Annotated in this window: 11 protein-coding genes; 9 read left to right on the forward strand and 2 right to left on the reverse strand. The window is 66.6% G+C overall.

All coding sequences use genetic code 11. The annotated features are described in order from the left end of the window. The first annotated feature begins 61 nt into the window (after positions 1 to 61). From AIF0345_RS07380 to AIF0345_RS07420, 9 genes are all read left to right on the forward strand, one after another. On the forward strand, positions 62 to 1,399 hold the full coding sequence (locus tag AIF0345_RS07380; RefSeq protein ID WP_285297783.1) for a PfaD family polyunsaturated fatty acid/polyketide biosynthesis protein: 1,338 nt from the start codon (positions 62 to 64) through the stop codon (positions 1,397 to 1,399). 105 nt (positions 1,400 to 1,504) lie between these two features. Continuing rightward, positions 1,505 to 2,317: an alpha/beta hydrolase gene (locus AIF0345_RS07385; protein WP_052374541.1), complete on the forward strand. Its 813-nt coding sequence runs from the start codon at positions 1,505 to 1,507 to the stop codon at positions 2,315 to 2,317. Further along, complete coding sequence (locus AIF0345_RS07390; protein WP_285297784.1) at positions 2,317 to 3,171, forward strand: methyltransferase domain-containing protein; 855 nt, start codon at positions 2,317 to 2,319, stop codon at positions 3,169 to 3,171. The genes AIF0345_RS07385 and AIF0345_RS07390 overlap by 1 nt, the downstream gene beginning before the upstream one ends. 14 nt (positions 3,172 to 3,185) lie before the next feature. Beyond that, entirely contained in the window at positions 3,186 to 5,318 is a 2,133-nt protein-coding gene (locus AIF0345_RS07395; RefSeq protein WP_285297785.1) for a beta-ketoacyl synthase N-terminal-like domain-containing protein, read from the forward strand. Continuing rightward, positions 5,222 to 8,962 (forward strand): beta-ketoacyl synthase N-terminal-like domain-containing protein, encoded by a 3,741-nt coding sequence (locus AIF0345_RS07400; RefSeq protein WP_285297786.1) that lies wholly within the window; start codon positions 5,222 to 5,224, stop codon positions 8,960 to 8,962. Before AIF0345_RS07395 ends, AIF0345_RS07400 begins: the two co-directional genes overlap by 97 nt. Further along, the gene (locus AIF0345_RS07405; RefSeq protein ID WP_285297787.1) at positions 8,952 to 12,515 is read left to right on the forward strand and encodes a type I polyketide synthase; all 3,564 of its coding nucleotides are present in this window, start codon (positions 8,952 to 8,954) and stop codon (positions 12,513 to 12,515) included. The genes AIF0345_RS07400 and AIF0345_RS07405 overlap by 11 nt, the downstream gene beginning before the upstream one ends. Positions 12,516 to 12,626: 111 nt before the next feature. Then, on the forward strand, positions 12,627 to 15,056 hold the full coding sequence (locus AIF0345_RS07410; RefSeq protein WP_285297788.1) for an SDR family oxidoreductase: 2,430 nt from the start codon (positions 12,627 to 12,629) through the stop codon (positions 15,054 to 15,056). Between the two features lie 760 nt (positions 15,057 to 15,816). Then, positions 15,817 to 16,584: an IS630 family transposase gene (locus tag AIF0345_RS07415; protein WP_285297789.1), complete on the forward strand. Its 768-nt coding sequence runs from the start codon at positions 15,817 to 15,819 to the stop codon at positions 16,582 to 16,584. Next, entirely contained in the window at positions 16,553 to 16,885 is a 333-nt protein-coding gene (locus tag AIF0345_RS07420; protein ID WP_285297790.1) for a transposase, read from the forward strand. The genes AIF0345_RS07415 and AIF0345_RS07420 overlap by 32 nt, the downstream gene beginning before the upstream one ends. Here the strand turns inward: AIF0345_RS07420 and AIF0345_RS07425 are convergent. Together AIF0345_RS07425 and AIF0345_RS07430 are read right to left on the reverse strand one after the other, a co-directional pair. Beyond that, a complete protein-coding gene (locus AIF0345_RS07425; protein ID WP_285297791.1) occupies positions 16,865 to 17,179 on the reverse strand; it encodes a hypothetical protein in 315 nt (104 codons plus the stop codon). The two genes, AIF0345_RS07420 and AIF0345_RS07425, sit on opposite strands and share 21 nt — an antisense overlap. Positions 17,180 to 17,294: 115 nt before the next feature. Beyond that, positions 17,295 to 19,292, reverse strand: a complete 1,998-nt coding sequence (locus AIF0345_RS07430) for a helicase HerA-like domain-containing protein (RefSeq protein ID WP_285297792.1) — start codon at positions 19,290 to 19,292, stop codon at positions 17,295 to 17,297. Between the last annotated feature and the right edge of the window lie 174 nt (positions 19,293 to 19,466).

Raw genomic sequence — 19,466 nt, forward strand, 5'->3', positions numbered from 1 at the left:
CGAGGAGGTACGTCGATCGGTCATTTCGGGACAACCAGAGCCGCGCGTTGAGTCCGCCCCCGTGCCAGCGCCCGGAAATGAGACGCTCTGCTCGGCATACGGGCTCAAGCATCCCTATGTCACCGGCTCGATGTATCGCGGGATTGCGTCCAAGGAACTCGTTGAGCGTATCGCGCTGGCCGGCATGCTCGGGTTCGTCGGCACTGGGGGAATGCCACTGTCCGAGGTCGGCGTTTCGATCGACTATCTCCAGCGGCGGCTTCCGGCGGGGACGCCGTTTGGGTTCAACCTTCTGCACAGTCACGGTGATCCTCGACGCGAGGACGAGTTGGTCGATCTGCTGCTCTCGCGAGGCGTGAACGTGATCGAGGCATCCGCCTTCATTGATGTGAGTCCGGCCCTGGTCCGGTTCCGACTCAACGGCGCGCACAGGGGTGCGGACGGGCGGGTCATCACACCGCACCGGGTCATGGCCAAACTCTCCCGCCCCGAGGTCGCTGCCGCGTTCATGAGCCCGCCGCCGGAATCGATCGTCTCGCAGCTCAAGGATGCGGCGGTCATCACGGCCGAGGAGGCGAGCCTCGCGCGTGACGTGCGCATGGCAGACGATGTCACGGCCGAGGCTGATTCGGGTGGGCACACGGACGCTGCGGTCGCCCTCACCCTGATCCCCACCATTGCCCGTCTGCGGGACCGCATGCAGGAGGAGTCGCCGCAGTTGCCTCGGGTGCGAGTCGGGGGCGCCGGTGGTATCGGAACTCCTGAGTCTGCGGCCGCCGCCTACCTGCTCGGCGCTGAGTACATCGTCACCGGTTCGATCAACCAGTGCACCGTCGAGTCCGGGGCCAGCGACGTGGTGAAGGACCTTCTTCAGGACATCAACGTCCAGGACACCGACTACGCGCCGGCGGGGGACATGTTCGAGCTGGGAAGCCGTGTGCAGGTGTTGCGACGAGGAGTGTTCTTCCCGGCTCGCGCGAACAAGCTCTACTCCCTGTACCGCCAGTTCGACTCCTGGGAGGCGATCGATGTGGACACGCGCCACCAGCTCGAGCAGCGGTACTTCCGTCGCTCCTTCGACAGCATCTGGGACGAGGTGAAGTCGCGGGTCAGCACCAACTGCGGGGAAGCGCCCACCGATCGGCAGAAGATGCTGGCGGTCTTCAAGTGGTACCTCGCCCATTCGACGCAGCTCGCCCTAGCCGGAGACAAGACCCAAGTGGTCGACTTCCAAGTCCACTGCGGACCGGCGCTGGGGGCGTTCAACCAGTGGGTCAAGGGCACCGAGTTCGAGAACTGGCGGAACCGTCGCGTCGATGACATCGGGATCAGGCTGATGACCGAAATGGGCCGGTTGTTGGATTCGAGGGCACGGGGCTTCGCAGATTTCGCAAGCTGACTGACCACGTTGACGCATGGCATCCGATCGGTCACGCGCCTGGATGACGCAGACGGACTGGATGACTTACTCGAAACCGATGATGCAGACCGATAGAGAAACGTGATGCTGGACTTGGAGACGATTCGGGTGAAACCGACGGGGGAGGGGCGTGGCACCACCGTCCTTTTCGTCCACGGCGGATACTTCGCGGCATGGTGCTGGGAGAAGTTCCAGCCGTATCTGGCGGACCGGGGCTACGGCTCGTGGGCGGTCAGTCTGCGGGGACATGGCGCAAGCCGCACGACGCAGCCGCTCAGATCGCTGAGGCTCGAGCAGTACGTCGAGGACGTCGTCGAGACGTTGAAGGCCATGCCGACGAGACCGGTCGTTGTCGGTCACTCGATGGGTGGTGGCATCGTTCAGAAGGTCCTCGGCGCTGACGAGGACCTTGTGTCCGGCGTCGTGCTGTTGTCCTCGATGCCCCCGTCCGGCGTCGGGGGGAAGGAGGCGCTGGCGTGGATGAAGCTCGGCATGGGGGCCATGGTCAAGTTGTGGAAGCTGCACAGCGGCAAGCTCGGCCCCGAGGACGCTGCTGATCGGGCGGCCTTCCCCTACGGGATGTTCTTCGCCGGCGATCTCGACAAGGACACGCTCGTCTCGTACGGCAGCCGGATGCAGGGAGAATCACAGCGTGCCGGAAAGCAACTGTCACGGACGGTTCTGCGGGACCCCAAGTCGGTGGGCGTGCCGGTGGCGGTCATCGGGGGAGAAGAGGACCTGTTCTTCGCCCCGCAGGTGAATCACGCGACTGCCGATGCCTATGGCGTGGACGCCACCATCGTGCCCGGCGTTGGCCACGCGGCCATGCTCGATTCGAACTGGGTCGCGGTCGCGGACCGACTGATCGACTTCCTCGAATCGTTGGAGGAGCGCTGATGCCGCAGCAAGGAGCTCCTGTCGTCGCGTCCCGCACCCGTGCCAGTTCGTATGATGTCTGCTCAATCGGCGCCGGCATTGACGCCGAGACGGCGCGGCTCTCGGCCCAGGTCGACCTCTTCTGGGAGAAGGAGAGAAGGCTCTACGAGTCCTACGGGCTCGGCGCCGCCCGTCGGGTCGTCGAGTTGGGGTGTGGTCCCGGCTTCGTTCTGCGCCACATGGCCCACGAGTTTCCCGGTCTCGAACTGCACGGGCTTGAACTCGATCCCGACCTGGTGGTGCGCGCTCGCGAAATGTTCGCCGAGGAGTCGTTGGACGTGACCGTTCGAGAGGCGAGCATTCTGGACACTGGCTACGAAGAAGGGGCATTCGACTTCGTGCTCGTGCGACTCGTCCTCGAGCACCTGCCCGATCCCGAGAGGGCGCTGCACGAGATCCTTCGGATCACTAAGCCTGGCGGACGTGCGGTCGTAGTGGACAACGACTTCGAGATGCATCTCATGGCGAGCCCGCCAGTGCCGGAGTTGCGCGAGGTGTACTCGGCCTATTGCAGGGCGCGCGAGGACGAGGGCGGCAACCCACTGATCGGCCGAGACCTTCCGCTGCTCCTGCGCGAGACCGGGTTCGTCGACGTTGACTACGACATCGTCGCGGCGCACAGTGCGGTGCTGGGTGACGAGATCTTCTCGCGCTCCGAGGGCATCAGCATCCCGTCGCGACTCGTTCAGGACGGCTACCTGAGCAGTTCGACCATGGGCCACCTTTCACGACGCTGGCGTGACGTTGTGCGAAGTCCCCGACATGCCCAGATCCGACAACTTCATGTGAGCGCCGCCAGACGACCGACAATCTGACAGGAGATTGACAAGTGACTCCCACCCCCGTCCTTGTTCGATTGCTTTCCCTCTTTGCTGACATCACCAACGGCGACGAGGCGGAGATCGACCCGTCGCTACCCATGGCGGAGCAGGGGTTGACGTCGGTCCTCGGTGTCGATCTCGTCGACGAGATCAACGCCGAGTACGGCCTCACCCTCGGTGCCGAGGCGATCTACGACCATCCGACCCTGGCTGGGCTGTCCACGGCCGCCGAGGAGCTGCTTTCGGCTGACCGCATGACGATGTCCCCCGTCCGTGATTCCCTGTCTGACGTCGTCGAACGACTGGCCAAGGTGCATTTGAGGCAGGATGTCGGCCCTTGGGACCCTGCCCGAACATGGGCGGACTTGGGGCTAAATTCGGTGGACTCCGCCGACTTGGTCGATGCGCTCAACGACGAGTTGGGGATCAGCCTCGGCGCCGAGGCAATCTCTGACTTCGTCACTCCCGGGCAACTCGCGGGGCACATCGAGTCGCTGCTCTCCACGCCCGCGCCCGACGACCGGCTCGTCGACTTCACATCGGATTCGACGCCAGCAGAGGAAGCCACGGTGCCCGTGGCGATCGTCGGTCAGTCCATGAGATTCGCGGATCTCGACAACGTCGACGCGCTCGAGGCGGCCTTGTGGGGGGCCGACGCCAGGAATGAGGGCTCGATCACCTGGCGTTGCGACCAGGCTCCGTCCGGGCTCATCCCCACCCCAGACCGGTTCGACGCGCCGTTCTTCGGCATCAGCGCTCGTGAGGCGCGCAGGATGGATCCCCAGCAGCGTCTGCTGCTCGAAGAGGCCTATCACGCAATCGAGGACTACGGGCATGACCCGGCCTCCTTGGCAGGTGACCGTGTGGGGGTCTTCGTCGGAGCGAAGGTCGGCGGCTACGAGGATCAGGTCGTTGGGGTGGACGGGCCTTCTTCCCAGGCGTTGCTCGGCAACGAGATGTCCGTCTTGTCCGGTCGGCTCGCCCACTGGTTCGACACGAGGGGCCCCTGCGTGACGGTGGACGACGCATGCACCTCGTCCTTGGCGGCGCTCCACATGGCCTCGGAAAGCATTCGGCGTGGAGAGTGCGAGCTCGCCATCGTTGCCGGAGTATTCGTGACCTCGCCGCGGTTCCAGGCGCTTGCTGCAGAGGCGGGTTTGCTGTCCACCAGCGGACGGTGTCGTCCCTTCCGCGAAGACGCCGACGGAATGGTGCTCGGCGATGGTGTGGGAGTGCTCGTCCTGAAGCCCTTGCCGTCAGCGCTGGCCGACGGCGATCACGTCTACGCGATCGTCCGAGCCAGCGCAATGAGCCACAACGGACGCGCGCCGTCCATCATGGCGCCGGTCACCCGATCCATGCGTGACATGATCGTCAAGCTGTACCGCGACAGCGAGACCGACGTGCATAGCGTGCGCCTCCTGGAAGCGCAAGGCACCGGGTCGCCTGTGAGCGACAGCGCGGAGCTCTCTGCCCTCACGGCGGCATTGACCGAACTGGGAGCTGCGCCCCACAGTTGCGTTCTCGGGTCCACCAAGAGCGTCCTGGGGCATGCGGTGGCTGCCTCGGGCATGGCCGCAGTGGCCAAGGTACTCGCCTCCTTCCGTCGCGGCGAGGTCCCTGGATGGGTCGGGGGCGAGGCCGATCATCGGCACCTGTCATCGCATGATTCGCCGTTCGTCCTCGGAGCGACCCCGACGCGGTTGGCGTCCGACGGCGAGTTGCCGACGCGAGCGGGAGTGAACGCCTACGCCTTCAATGGCACGAATGTGCATGTGATCCTCGAGCAGTTCAAACCAGCTCGTCGCTCGATCGGTCGTGAGCGTTCGCAACTGGTCCCTGTCTCGGGGAGGACTGACGAGGCGTTGAGGGGGAACCTCGCTGCCTTGGCGGAATGGCTCGCGACCCATGACGCCGCGCTGGGCGACGTCGCCTATACTTTGCAGGTCGGTCGCCAGCACCATGCTCGTCGGCGCGCTTTTGTTGTGGACGACTGTCGCACGCTCCGCCTCCAGATCGAGCAGGCGTTGTCCAGGAGGGCGGGATGGAGCCATTCTGGTCGAGCGGTGACCGCTGGCTGGATGGCGAACGACAGGGGGGCAGTGACCCAGGCAGTCCCGACATCTCGGCGGACGAGCTGACCGACCTCTTCCGTGGCTATTGCGGTGGTGCGACGGTCGACTTCGAACGACTGCACGTCAGCGACCACCGGCAACGACTGTCATTGCCCGGTTATCGGTTCGACGACCATCGCTACTGGATCGGCGGTCCTACGGACATGGAATCGGCCTCGTCAGCGCCCCACGATGCGGGGCCCGAGCGATCATCGGTCGCGCCGGAGCTGTCGGCCCGGGAACTCGACGAGCATGAGCGTGCCCACAGCGCGTTGACCGCGTGGGCCATGCAAACGTTGTTCGCGGTCCTGGCGGACGCGGCCGGTGATTGGGCGCGGGGAAGCTTGCACACCGTGGACGCCCTGGCAGACAGCGTCCAGGTGATCGATCGTCATCGACAGCACTTCGAGCATCTCGTCAGCATGTTCGTTCGCGAGGGGTTCATGCGCGCCGCTGGCGACCACCTGCAGATCACCGCCAGCGCTCAGCCGATGGCCGCCCTGGACGAGCGCCGGCAGGACATCGAGAGAGAGTTCGCTGAAGCGGCCGTCTACACGCCGTTGTTGGCGTTGTGCTTCGAGCATTATCCGGACATCCTTGCTGGCACCCGGACCTCGGTCGAGGTGCTGTTCCCCAAGGTCAGTGACACGCCGATGAGCCGTCTCTACACGGGCAACCAGATGGCGGATCTGTGCAATGACTTGGTCGCCTGGCAGTGCGTTCAGCACATCCTCGACAAGGTCCCCGCTGGCCGCACCATCAAGATGATCGAGGTGGGGGCGGGTACCGGGGGCACCACGCGGCCGGTGCTGGAGGCGTTGAACCGGTGGAAGGACCGCATCGACTACGCCTACACGGATCTCTCGTTGGCCTTCAGCACATGGGGGGCCAAGAAGTTCCAAAAGGAGTTTCCGCGCGTCCACTTTGCCCGGCTGGACATCTCGGCCGATCCCGGTGAGCAGGGATTCGCCTACGACGACGCCGACATCGTCATCGCCACCAACGTCATCCATGCCACGCCTGACATTCGTGAATCGACGCGCAATCTGCACTCGTTGTTGCGGCCAGGGGGAGTCCTCGTTCTCAACGAGCTGACCTGCTGTCCCGACGTGTATGCGATGGCGGCGGGGCTTCTCGACGGCTGGTGGCTGTTCCGCGACCCGGAGGTGCGAATCCCCGAATCCCCCCTGCTGGACGCCACCCACTGGAGTTCCGTCCTGTCGGACGGGGGGTTCGGCCCCACGACCGTCCTGGGGCCGACGGTGGGCAGGTACGGCGTGTCCCAGAACGTCATGGTCGCCGCCAAGCCGGCGTCGATCCGACAAGAGCTGCGGCGGACACCAGGGCGAGAGGACGCGGGCCATCGCGTCGACTCGCCAGAGGCAGCGCGGAGTCGTCGGGACCATGGGCAGTCCGGTTCCGATGCGCTGCGTGCGACGGTTCTGCGCTCCGTGGTGGAAGCAGTTGAGGCGGACGTCGCCGGCGTCGATGCGGACACTGTCTTCGTGGAGCTCGGTGTCGACTCCCTCATCGCGCCGGAACTCGTTGCGACCCTGAACTCGGCGCTGGGGACCCAGCTGAGTGCCTCGGTTCTCTTCGAGCATTCGACGCCCAATCAGCTCATCGAGCATCTTCGCGATTCCGGCGTGGAGCGGGACCCTGGGAGTTGGGAACTTCGTGAGGCACCGACCCCAACTATGGGACTGGTCACACCAGCGAGGCAGGTCCACGCGAACCTGGAACCCCCGGCGGCCGACGATGACGTCATCGCCATCATCGGAATGTCGGGCACGTTCCCGGACGCTCGAGATCCAGAAGCCTATTGGGACAACATCGTGAAGGGTCGTTGTTCGGTGAGGCCGGTTCCCCGCGAGCGGTGGGATGTCGACGCCGTCTATGACCCGGATCCGGACCGGCTCGACCGCACCTACTGCAAGGTCGCTGGGCTCATCCCCGATGCGGACCTTTTCGACCCGCTCTTCTTCCGCATGTCGGGTCGCGATGCGCAGATCACAGATCCCCAGCAGCGCGTCTTCCTCGAACATGCGTGGAAGGCCCTCGAGGATGCCGGCTATCCTCCGGTGTCCTTGGGGGGCACGAAGTGCGGCGTCTACGTCGGGTGCGTGGCAAACGAGACGCCTCTGCTCAACGAGCTGGAGGGCGCCTCCGCGGACCCTGGCGCGACGATGGGCTCCTACTCTTCGGTGCTGGCGGCCAGGATCTCCTACCTTCTGGATCTGCATGGTCCGAGCATCTCGATCGACACGGCCTGTTCGTCCTCGCTCGTCGCGCTCCACTTGGCAGTGCAGAGCCTGCGCTCGGGCGAGACCGACATGGCACTGGCAGGCGGCGTCTTCGTGATGCCTTCGGCGCGCTTCCACGTGGCCATGAGCAATATGTCACTGCTCTCGTCGGCAGGTGCCTGCCGTCCCTTCGACAGTCGCGCCGACGGATTCGTCCCCGGCGAGGGGGCCGGCGCCCTGGTCCTCAAGACGGTCGGCGCGGCTCGTCGGAGTGGCGACCGCATTCTCGCGGTGATCCGCGGTTCCGCGCTCAACCACGACGGGGCGTCCAACGGATTCACCGCGCCCAGCGCCCGAGCCCAGACTGACCTGGCGGAGGAGGTCTACCGTCAGGCGGGGATTGACGTCACGAGCATCGGATACGCGGAGGCGCATGGGACGGGAACGCGGCTCGGAGACGCCGTCGAGGCCGAATCCCTCACCGCAGCGCATCGGCGATTCACGGCCGCGCGCACCTACTGTGCGCTTGGGTCGGTGAAGGCCGGCATGGGCCACGCCGCGGCGGCAGCGGGCGTGGCTGGCGTGATCAAGGTCGTCCAAGCGCTTCGTCATGCAACCATTCCGCCGACGTGGCATGTCAACACGCCCAGCGATCTGATGGTCTGGGACGAGTCCCCCTTCTACTTTCCCGAGCAAGCAACACCGTGGAAGGCGCCCGAACAGGGTCCGCGACGAGCCACGGTCAGCGCATTCGGGCTGAGCGGCACCAATGCGCATGTCCTACTCGAAGAGGCCCCGGCTCCAGAACACGCCGATCGCGATGGCGGCCTCGAACACGTCGTCGTCGTGTCAGGCCACACCGAAACGGCGTTGCGCCGCAATGAGGAGGCGCTTCTCGAATGGGTGGAACGAGGAGATTGCGATGCCGCCCCGCAGCTGGAGGCGATCGCCCGTACGACCCAGCTTAACCGCACCGCGCATGGGCACAGGGTCGCCGTGCTGGCGTCCAGCACTTCGGAGCTCGTCACCCGGCTTCGGGAGCATCTGCAACGCGGCGAGTCCGAGGCAGTCTTCGAGGGTCAGACCATGGCGCAGCCGTCGTCGATTGCCTCGCTGTTCAGCGACCGGGCCGGGCACGACTTCCTGGCGGACCTCGCCCGGCGTCGACGCCTCGAGCCGCTGGCGTGGGCCTGGGTGGACGGACTGGACGTGCCGTGGGCCGAACTCCACGGCGAGCCTCTCGCGCCCCCCCGTGAGCCTGCCGCCCTACCGCTTCGACCACATCAACTTCCAGCGACGGCCAAGCGAGCCCGCCGGGAGCGTCGTCTACTCGACGAGACACTTCGAGGTGAATGTGCCGGCGTGGCGGCCAGAACCCGCTCCATCATCCGTCGAGCCCCCTCGACGCTTGTTGCTGATGGGCGATGAAAGCGACATCGCTGCGGTCCGGCGGCACTGGCCCTCGACGCCCATCATCCTGGTGGGTCAGGTCTCCGAGGACGAGCTCGTGCCCGTGGGAGAGAGTTGGCGAATCAGCCCCCGCAGCGCGGGCGACTTCGACAAGCTTTTGGCCGCGCAGGCCGGAGACGTCCCCATCGATGTCCTGAACCTGTGGCCCCTGCACGCCGGTTCCGACGCATCCGTGGACCCCGCCATCGGGGCCTCGCTCCACCTCGTCGGCGCAGCCGGACGGACCTCGGCGCGAGTGCGGCGCGTGGTGTGTGTGACTCGTCGCGGAAGCGTTCCCCAGCCTTTCGATGACGCTGCAGCGGCGGTGGGGCACTCCGCCGCCCTCGTGGCGCCCGAAATGACCTTCACCCTTCTCCGGGTCGATGGCGCCGCCTCTGTCGGTGAGTGCGTCGACCATGCCGTCAGTGAGTGGGCGGCCTCCGACCCCGAGGTCCTGCGTCGTGATGGCGCCCGTTTCGTGCCCGAACTGGCGGCACCGGCTGCCGCCGACGAGCCCATCGTCATCCGCCGGGGAGCGGTGTGCCTCGTCACCGGGGGAATGGGGGCCCTCGGCCGGATCGTGAGCCGGCACCTGGCATCCACCCTCGCGGCTCACCTGGTGCTGGTGGGGCGTTCGGCTCCCACGCTGGAGACAAGCGAACACTTGGAATCGCTGAAGTCGTCCGGTGCCGCCAGTGCTGTCTACCTGCAGGCCGATGTCAGCGACGTGACGGCCATGCGTGAGGTGGTGCGGTCCGTCCGACAGCAACGCGGGGGTGTGCATGCCGTCGTCCACGCGGCCGGAGTCCTCGACTCCCGCCCCCTCAGTGCCATGGATGAACGGGCACTCGAGGGTGCCCTCAAGGCCAAGGTCGAAGGCGTCCAGGTGCTCGACGAGGTCACTCGTGACGAGGACCTCGATGCGGTAATCTTGTTCTCGTCGGCGTCGGCGGTCTTGGGTGACTTCGGGCTTGGCGGCTACGGTGTCGCCAATCGATTCCTCGACGCGTTCTGCGAGTACCGCAATCACCTGCGCGCCCAAGGCGCCCGACGGGGCGCGACCGTATCGATCGACTGGCCTCTCTGGGAGGACGGCGCCATGCGGGCGGGGGGACAGCGACTCCACCAGCAGGCGTCTGGCGTCGTGCCACTCGGCACGGCAGAGGGCCTTGCCATCTTCGACACCGTCCTCGCCCGCGGCATCTCAACGGCCGTGGTGATGCCGGCCGTTCACGACGGCGCGGCGCCTGCACCGCGAGCCGATGCCGACCACCTGCCCACTGTCGACACGACGGGTGGCGCTGCTGAGCCGGCCCGCCCGGAGACTGCCGGGTCCGAGTCGCTACGCGAGCAGGTTCTCGATGCGACTGCTCGGGCGCTCGGGATCGAGGTGGAGCGTATTGACCTCGAGGCGGACCTCGCGGACTACGGCTTTGATTCTGTCTCGCTCAAGACCCATGCGCGACGGCTGACAGAGGAGCTGGGGATTCCGGTCTCGCCGACCGTGTTCTTCGCGTGCGGAACGCTGGGCGAGGTGCTACGTCTCCTCGTGGACCAGCACGGCGACCAGATCGAGGTACCCCCCGCCAGCCGGGCTCCCGAAAGGGATACGGACCCCGCTGACGCGACCGACTCCTTGCTCGGTGATGCCCCCGCCCCTGTGCCAAACGGTCACAGTGACCTCCTCCGGCCGGGCGATCTCACCGACGGCTTGGCGAACGACGCGGCTGCCGTCAACCCGGTGATGGACGTCCGCAAGGACGCGAGCATGCCCATCGCGGTGGTCGGCATGGCAGCCCGCTTCCCGGGCGCCGGGAACATAGAGGAGTACTGGCGGAACTTGGTCGGGGGAGTCGACTCCATCGTCGAGATTCCGCGTGATCGGTGGGACTGGCGGGACTGGTACTCGGCTGACGGGGATCGGGAAGGGCGGTCGGTGAGCAAGTGGGGCGGGTTCATCGATGGACTCGACGAGTTCGACTCACGCTTCTTCAAGATCTCGCCGCTGGAGGCGGAGATGATGGACCCGCAACAGCGCCTGCTGCTCCAAACGGCTTGGGCGGCCATCGAGGACGCGGGATGGAAGCCCGAGTCCATCACGGGCCGTCGGCTGGGGGTCTTCGTGGGGGCACAGTTCCACGAGTATGCACAGTTGCTCGCCTCCGCTGGTCTCAGCCAGGCCCAGATCGGCACCGGAGTGGAGCACTCCATGCTCGCGAACCGCATTTCGTACCTGTTGGACGCGCGTGGGCCGAGCGAGGTCGTGGACACCGCCTGTTCCGGCGCGCTGACGGCGGTCCATCGTGCCATGCGGTCGCTCCGATCGGGTGAGACGGAGATCGCGCTGGTCGGTGGGGTCAGCCTGATGCTGACGCCCCAGTACCACGTGCTGACCACCCAGATGGGCGTGGCGTCGCCCAGTGGGCGCTGCCGCACCTTCGGCGCCAATGCGGACGGCTATGTGCGGGGAGAGGGCGTCGGCGTCCTGACCCTGAAGCCGTTGGCACAGGCGATACGGGACAACGATCATGTCTGGGGGGTGCTACGAGGCTCTGCAGTCGGGCACGGTGGTCATGCCCACTCATTTAGCGCTCCGAACCCCCGGGCGCAGGCCGACCTCCTGCTGGCGGCCTGGGATGATGCGAGCGTTGACGCCGCAGACATCGGTTACATCGAGGCTCACGGTACGGGAACGGAGCTCGGTGACCCCGTGGAGGTCGAGGGTCTGTCGACAGCGTTCGACGAGTCGGCCCGCCATTCGGGAAGGGCTCCCGCGATCGGTGCCTGCGGATTGGGCTCCGTCAAGACACAGATCGGTCACCTGGAGCCGGCCGCTGGGATCGCGGGTCTGGTGAAGCTGATCCTCGCGCTGCGCCACCACATCATGCCGGGCACGCTCAATGCCCTGCCGCGAAATCCCTATTTGGAACTGGAGGGCAGCCCCTTCACCGTGGTTGATCGCTCCACGGTATGGCCGGCGCCCGTCATCGACGGCGAACCACGTCGCGGCGGCGTCAGCTCGTTTGGCTTCGGCGGGGCGAATGCGCATGTGGTCGTCGAGGAGCACCGGCAGGAGCCATCGGCAGGCGAACCTGCGGGGGGCGTCGGGGAACCTCGAGTGGTCATGCTCTCCGCCCGCACGGATGCGCAGCTTCGCCGATCCGCGAGACACCTGGCGGACTTCCTGTCGCGAGATTTCGACCGACACCTGGAGAGGGTCAGGGTCGTGTTGGGCGAGTGGCTGGGAGTGCCTTTCTCCGAGTTGGACGGGGACACCACCTTGGGCGACGTCGGGCTTGACGCGACGTCCATCGCGTCGGTGGTGTCGCGGCTGCGGTCCCAGTGTGGGGCAAGGCCGCACGGCCTTGTCGCGGGCCTTGACACCACGGTGGCCGAGCTCGCTGCGGGCTTGCCTGCCACGGTGGACCTCGGCGACGTCGCCTACACCTTGGCGGTGGGACGTACAGCGCACCCACGCCGCTACGCGGTCGTGGTGGGTTCCATCGACGAGCTCGTGGAGCGGCTCGAGTAGTTTGCCGACGGGCGGGAAGCAGAGACCCTGGTTGGCGGGAGTGGGGACAGCGACGAGGAGGCTGCCGCGAGGGACTGGCTGCGTGGCGAGGACGTCGACTGGTCCACGTACATGTCCGGGCGGAAGGTGTCGCTGCCGACGTACTCGTTCGAGCCCTCCCGCCACTGGTTCAGCGGGCCGGAACCCGTTGCTGGGACAGTTCCGGACGCACCACCAACGCATCCCTTCGCGGGCAGCGTCGACGAAAGGGAAGGAATCTGGACCCTCACAACCACCCTGCGAGGAGGTGAGCTCTTCCTGCGAGACCACGTGGTTCATGGCTCCCGTACCCTCCCCGGGGTCGCCTTCCTCGAACTGGCCCGCTACGCGGCGGGTCTCCACATAGGGGGAACGATCAGCGTGGTGAAGGACCTCATCTGGGCCAAGCCCTTGGTGGCTGGTCCCTCGCCCGTGGAGCTGCGGTCCGCCGCGTCCGCGGGGCCGGGCGGAACGGTGTCGATCGAGTTCACTTCGGACGAAGGGATCCACGCGCGGGCCAGATGCCTCGTGTCCGAGTCAGCGCAGACCCAGCAGCCATTGCCGATTGCCGCCATCCGAGACCGTTTGACGCCATTCGCCTCCGGGGTCCAATGCTACGAACGGCTCCGGGGATCCGGGCTGGAGTACGGTTCCTCATTCCAGTGTCTTGATGAGGTGTGGTCCTCGGCGGACGAGGCTCTCGCCCGGTGGACCCGAGCACCGCAGCCGGCCTCCGAGCAGCGAGGCTGGGTACTGGACCCGGCCACCTTCGACGGGGCCCTGCACACACTGCTGGCGTTGGTCGACCAGTCGAGCGGCAATCCGTCCGTGCCCTTCAGCATGGGGGAGGTCCGGATCCACGCGCCGCTTCCGTCCAATGGCTGGGCCCATGCGACCAGGAGAGGCCAGGGCGCTGGTCACGTTCCCCGCTTCGACCTTCGGATCACGGACGGTGACGGAGCCGTGAGTGTTGACGTCCATGACCTGGCGCTGCGCCAGATGGCACCCGCGGCCAACGGCAGCTACGGGAACCCCGAGGTGGCGATCGGCGATCCCTCGACCACCGATGGGATCCTCGCCTTCGCCCCCTGTTGGGTACCCCGGGATCTGGGGGAAGCTGCGCAAAAGGACCGCCCGGTCCAGGTGTTGTGCGTCGGGGAGGCCTCTCGTCTGAGACACGCGCCGGAAACGGACGTGAGTGTGAGAACGGCCACGGTCGAGGACGTGTTCCACGCCTGCCGCGACCTGGTTGCCCAGAGAAATCCTGGACGGCTTGTGATCGTCACCGATCGGCGCGACCCGGTGGGTGAGGGATTGGCCGGACTTGCCCGCACCTCCCGACTCGAGAACCCGGAGCTGGCAGTCTCGGTGGTCCAGACGGACGGTCTCCCGGACGTGGAGCGGGTCCGTCAGGAGGTCTCGCGAGGAGACGACGATGTCGTCGTCCTGCATGGGGCGGACGGCCGATTCCGTCAGTCCCTCCGCGAGATCGAGCTGCCTGCGCCGTCCGGTCGGCCCTTCCGCGAAGGCGCGATCGCGGTGGTCACGGGAGGTCGAGGCAGGATCGGTCGGTTGTTGGCCGAGCACTTGGTGGGGCGCGGCGTCGCTGGTGTGGTCTTGATCGGCCGCCATCCGGCCGACGCGGAAACCGAGCGCTGGGCCCGCCAGCTCGGGGTGCCGGTGATGCTCGAGGACGCGAATGTGACGGATCGAGCGGCGACCACCGCCGCCCTGGGGCGCGCCCGTGACCGTTTTGGTGGTCTCCATGTCCTCGTCCATGCGGCTGGCGTGGTTCGCGATGGGGCACTGGCTCGAAAGAGCGATGCGGATTGGGTTGATGTTGTCGAGCCGAAGGTACGCGGGGCCGAGGTCCTAGACGAACTCACCGCACGCGACGACCTAGACCTGTTCGTCCTGTGTTCCTCGTGCTCCGGGGTGTTGGGCAACGCAGGGCAGGCTGACTACTCCTACGCGAACTGCCGTCTCGACGCCTTCGCACGCCAACGGGAGGAACTGGTCGAGCTCCACCGACGCTCCGGTCACACCGTGTCCATCGCGTGGCCGCTGTGGCGGGACGGTGGGATGACGGTGCCTGGTCACGTGGTGGACCGGCTCCGCCAGACCCTCGGGATGGCCCCGATGCCCACCGCCGTCGGTCTGGAGGTCTTCGACGCGGCGACCCTGTCCAACCAGACCCGAGTGGGGGTGGCCTTCGGTGACGTGTCGACCCTTCGGGAAAAACTCCTGGTGGAAGACCAGCCGCGAGACCTACCGGATGCCTCGCCGGCCGCCGATGAGGACGCCCTGATGCGCGTCGTCGCGAACTGGACTGCCGGGCGTGTCTCGGACAGCCCTGAAAGCGGTCTTTCAGGCTGCTTGTCTTGCTGCTCGGTGCTCCTGGTGGACCTCGCCCTGCGTCCTGTACCCCAGGGCGGAGTGGAGTCGTTTCTGATCGTGTGTTCAAGCTCGATCCAGGAGGCAATATCCCGGATGGCCTTGCTTCTTGTGGGATACACCATCTGATAGACCCTCTCGTTCCTTGAGGGTCGCGTTGAACGACTCCGCCCAGGCATTGTCCCAGCACACCCCGGTCCTGCCCGTGGAAGCGATGATCTCATATCTCCCCAGATGCTGGGAGAGCTGCTCGGAGGTGTACTGGCACCCCCGGTCCGAGTGGAATACCGTCTCCCCCCTGTCGTGTGCGGGCACCTGCGGGCCGCCATATCGATCGCCTCGCACAACGGAGTCGGTGCCGCGTGCTGTCGCCCCAATCGCGTACCCGGCTGCTTTCTTCGTGCAGCAGCCGGGGACGGTCGCCAGGTACACGAACCCCTCCCAGGTGCGGATACAGGTGGATGTCGCCCACCCACTTCACTCCCGGCTGGCCGGCGGCGGGAGCCCGCGCCCGGACCAGGTCGGGGCGCGAGCCCAGGTCCGCGGCCGGGACGGTGGCGCCGGGCCTTTCGGTGTGGCTGTGCGGCCTGGCGGGCCCTGGGAGCGCACGGGCGGGTGCGCACCGCCTCCGGGCTCGTCTCAACGCCCCTGCGGGCCCCGGCGGCGTGAGTACGGCGGTACCCACAGGGTGGCGCGGGAGCTGTTGAGGACCCACTCGATCAAGGCGCCGAGCTCTTTCCTGCGTCGCACGGTTCTTGATGGCTCCCGGCCCAGCCAGGCGTAACAGCCTGATCGAGACATGGCTGGAATTAAACAAAATGGCATTCTGGGGCAGCTGCTGCGGGATTCCTGGTTGGCGTCTGCGGAGCACCTCGTATAAGATAGTCTCATGCAGATCGACATGACGGACGAGGAACGGGACATCCTCATCAGGTGGAAGAAGCGCTCGGACACCTACAGGCTGGTGAGAATGAAGGCGGAGGCGATTGTGTACGCTGCCCGCGGCGTCGGCCTGGATATTATCGCGGAGATGGTCGAGCGGGCCGAGGGGACGGTACGTGAGTGGCTGTCAGAATGGCGGAGATACAGGATGGGCTCCGTGGTAACCGGTCACGCCGGCAACGAGAATGCGGCAAAGCTCAAGCGGGCGCAGAAGGAGGAGCTGGAGGAGATTCTCAGTAGACCGCCCTCGGAGGCAGGCGTCAAAGCCGGTTTCTGGGACGTCCCGGCCCTTAAGGACGTCGTGCAGATCAAGTTCGGAGTCGAGTACAGGTCCGAGTCCTCCTATCGGCTGCTCATGCGCTTTCTGGGCATGACCTTCAAGCTCCCCGACCCGTTCGAGGGGCGCCGCGACGAGAAGGCCATCACCAGGCGGATGGCCGAGATCCGGGACCAGGTCGCCGATCTGCTGAAAGAAGGCTGGGAGGTCTACACCGTCGACGAGGTCCGCGTCGAGCACGAGGCCGAGACCCGGCGCATGTGGCTTCCCAAGGGAAAGAGAACAAGGCTGTACGTGGACCGCAAGAAGGCGAGCCGGTCGTTCTTCGGGGCACTGAGTCTGACGACCAAGAAAATGAGGATCTACCCCATCGAGGGAAACCAGAACGCCGAGCAGACCCGCCCTCATGATGGATCGCCTGGCGCGCGAGACCGATGAGGGGAAGAAGATCGCGGTGGTCCTGGACAACGCCAGGTTCCACCACGCCAAGGCCTTGAACGATCTTTATGCCCCCGGCCAGGCTCTGGAGCGCATCACGCCCATCTACATGCCCCCGTACGCCCCAGACCACAATCCCACAGAACACGTGTGGAACGCCGCCAAGAACAATATCGCCAACCTCCAGCGCGACACCCCGGAGAACACCTTCGCGGCCTTCACCGCCTACATCACCAACCGCACCTTCGACTACGACTTCGAGCACCTCCCAATCACACCATCACACACCGATCTTGTTTAATTCCAGCCATACTACGGCAGCGACCTCGCCGGGTCTCTGTCCGATTTTTCTCCCGGCACGCGCGTCGACGATTATGGCGACTCCCTGTCCAACTGCTACAGGTTCATCAGCCCGGGGGCCGGTCAGGGCCAGTGCATCAAGAACAACGCTGAGTCCATCACCAACAACACCGACTTCGAGGTGAGTCTCCATACTTCTGGGCCTGTTGGAGAGTATGATGACGTGACCCAGTTCATCGGTACTCATTTCTCCGAGAACCTCGATGAGAACCTCAAGAACTACAACGGGTGGCACATCGCGTATAAGGGGATATAAACCCTTCCGAGGCGCTGGGGCTACGGGCGGGTACACCGGGCTGAGGGCCGTGAGCGGTGATGCGCACCCGCAGCGAGCAGGGAAGCCGCCCGCCTCAGCGCCGTCGCAGGGTGCCGAAGATGGAGCGGGTGATCTCCCGGGTGATCTGACGGCCGACGGAGCCGATGGTCTTCTCCACCTCGCGTCGGCGCCGCTCGGCGGCCCGCTCGGCCTCCCGCCGGCGGCGCTGCACCTCCTTGACGGCCTCGCGCTCCAGACGCTCCGCCTCCCTCTCTCGCCTGGCCGCCTGCCTGGCCGCCTCCTTCTCGGCGGCCTTGGCGGCGGCGGCCTCGGCCCTGGCCCGCTCCTTGGCGGCCTCCTCCGCCGCGCGCGCCTCCTCGGCGGCCTGCACCTTGGCGGCCAGCAGCTCGTAAGCGGACTCGTTGTCCACGGCGTCGGCGTACACGGGCCTCAGAGGCGAGGAGCCCAGAACCCGGGAGACCGTGGCCGCGGCCGCCGGGCCCATGACGGCCGCGGGGGCGTTGACCACCACCGGGGCGACCGGCGCGGGGCGGCCATTCTCATCCAGGACGCTCACGACGGCTTGTCCGGTCCCGAGCGAGGTCAGCACCCGGCTCAGGTCCAGGGGGCTGACCGGGAAGGTGGAGACCGCCTTCTTCAGGTTCGCGGCGTCGACCGGGGTGTGGGCGCGCAGGGCGTGCTGGACACGGCTGCTCAGCTGGGCCAGGACCTCGTCGGGCACGTCCGTGGGTGACTGGGTGATGAAGACGATGCCGACGCCCTTGGAGCGGATGAGTCGGACGGTGCGTACCACGGCCTCCAGGAAGGCCTTGGAGGCGCCGGAGAACAGCAAGTGAGCCTCGTCGAAGAAGAACACCATGGTGGGCCTGTCCGGGTCTCCCACCTCCGGCAGGGTCTCGAAGAGCTCGGCCAGCAGCCACATGAGGAAGGTGGAGAACAGCGTCCCCTGAGACTGGATATCGGCCAGCTCGAGTGCGGAGACAATGCCCTTCCCATCTGGGGACACGCGCATGAGATCGCGTACGTCTAGGGCGGGCTCCCCGAAGAAGGCCTCGCCGCCGGCTGCCTCCAAAGCGGCGATCTCGCGCAGAATGACGCCGGCCGAGGCGGCCGAGACGCCGCCGATGGTCTTGAGCTCCTTCTTGCCGGCGTCGGAGCCAGTCAGGTAGTCGACGACGGCGCGCAGATCCTTCAGGTCCAGCAGGGCCAGGCCCTGGGAGTCGGCCCAGTGGAAGACCAGCTGGAGGGCGGAGGTCTGGGTGTTGTTCAGGCCTAGGACGCGTGAGAGCAGGATCGGCCCGAACTCGGTGACCGTGGTGCGGATGGGGGTGCCGCCGATGGCGCCCGCGCCCGACTGCGTCCCGCCGCCCAGGCTGAACAGCTCGATCGGGAAGGAGCGGGCCTCCCAGGTCTGTCCGGTGGTGGCCAGGCGCGCGGCCAGCTTCTCACTGGTGGCGCCGGGCTCGGCCAGGCCGGTCAGGTCGCCCTTGACGTCGGCCAGGAAGACCGGGACGCCGACATCCGACAGGCCCTCGGCGAGCAGCTGGAGGGTGCGGGTCTTACCAGTTCCGGTGGCGCCCGCCACCAGGGCGTGGCGGTTGAGCAGCCCAAGCGGGATGCCGACGCCCAGCCCCGGCACCGGAGCCGGGTCGCCGTCAGCGAGCGTGTCCAGGTAGGTGCCCACCGGCAGAGTGGGGGAGGAGAAGCTGTAGCCGGAGCGCACCTGGGCGGTGTAGGCGGAATCCTGGATGTCCGCAGGGCCCTCTGCGTCGGCCGTCGGGCCTGGCGCGCTGTTCGCCGGCGCTGTCGGCTTCGTGCGCGATGGGGAGAGCCTGACTGTGCCCGACGGCGGGGCTGCGGGTGGCCCATCCGGTCCGGTCCGTCCATCGTCCGGCTCGGTGGGTGCGCTCTGCGCAGTCTCCTCGACAGGAGACGCGGAGTCGTCGGCGACGTTCGCCGCGAGAGCGGCGTCCAGGGTGGCCTGGGCGGCGGCCGCCCTGGCCGCAGCGGCTTCGGCAGCAGCCTGTGCGGCCTCGGCTTTGAGCCGTGCGATCTCAGCGGCGTCAGTCATGATGCCATGGTAGATGCCGAGCGGGCAGGGACAGGGGAAGCGCTGTGCGATCGGGTGTTGTCTGTGGGTGGAGTTTTTGGGGGTGGTGGTTGTTGTGGGTGTGGCGGTAGAGTTGGTGGTGCTGGTCGATGGTGACCGGTGTGCGGGGCTGGTTGTGGCTCGTTCTGTCTGTTC

It is taken from the genome of Actinomyces israelii, assembly GCF_030253495.1.
GTDB lineage: Bacteria > Actinomycetota > Actinomycetes > Actinomycetales > Actinomycetaceae > Actinomyces > Actinomyces israelii.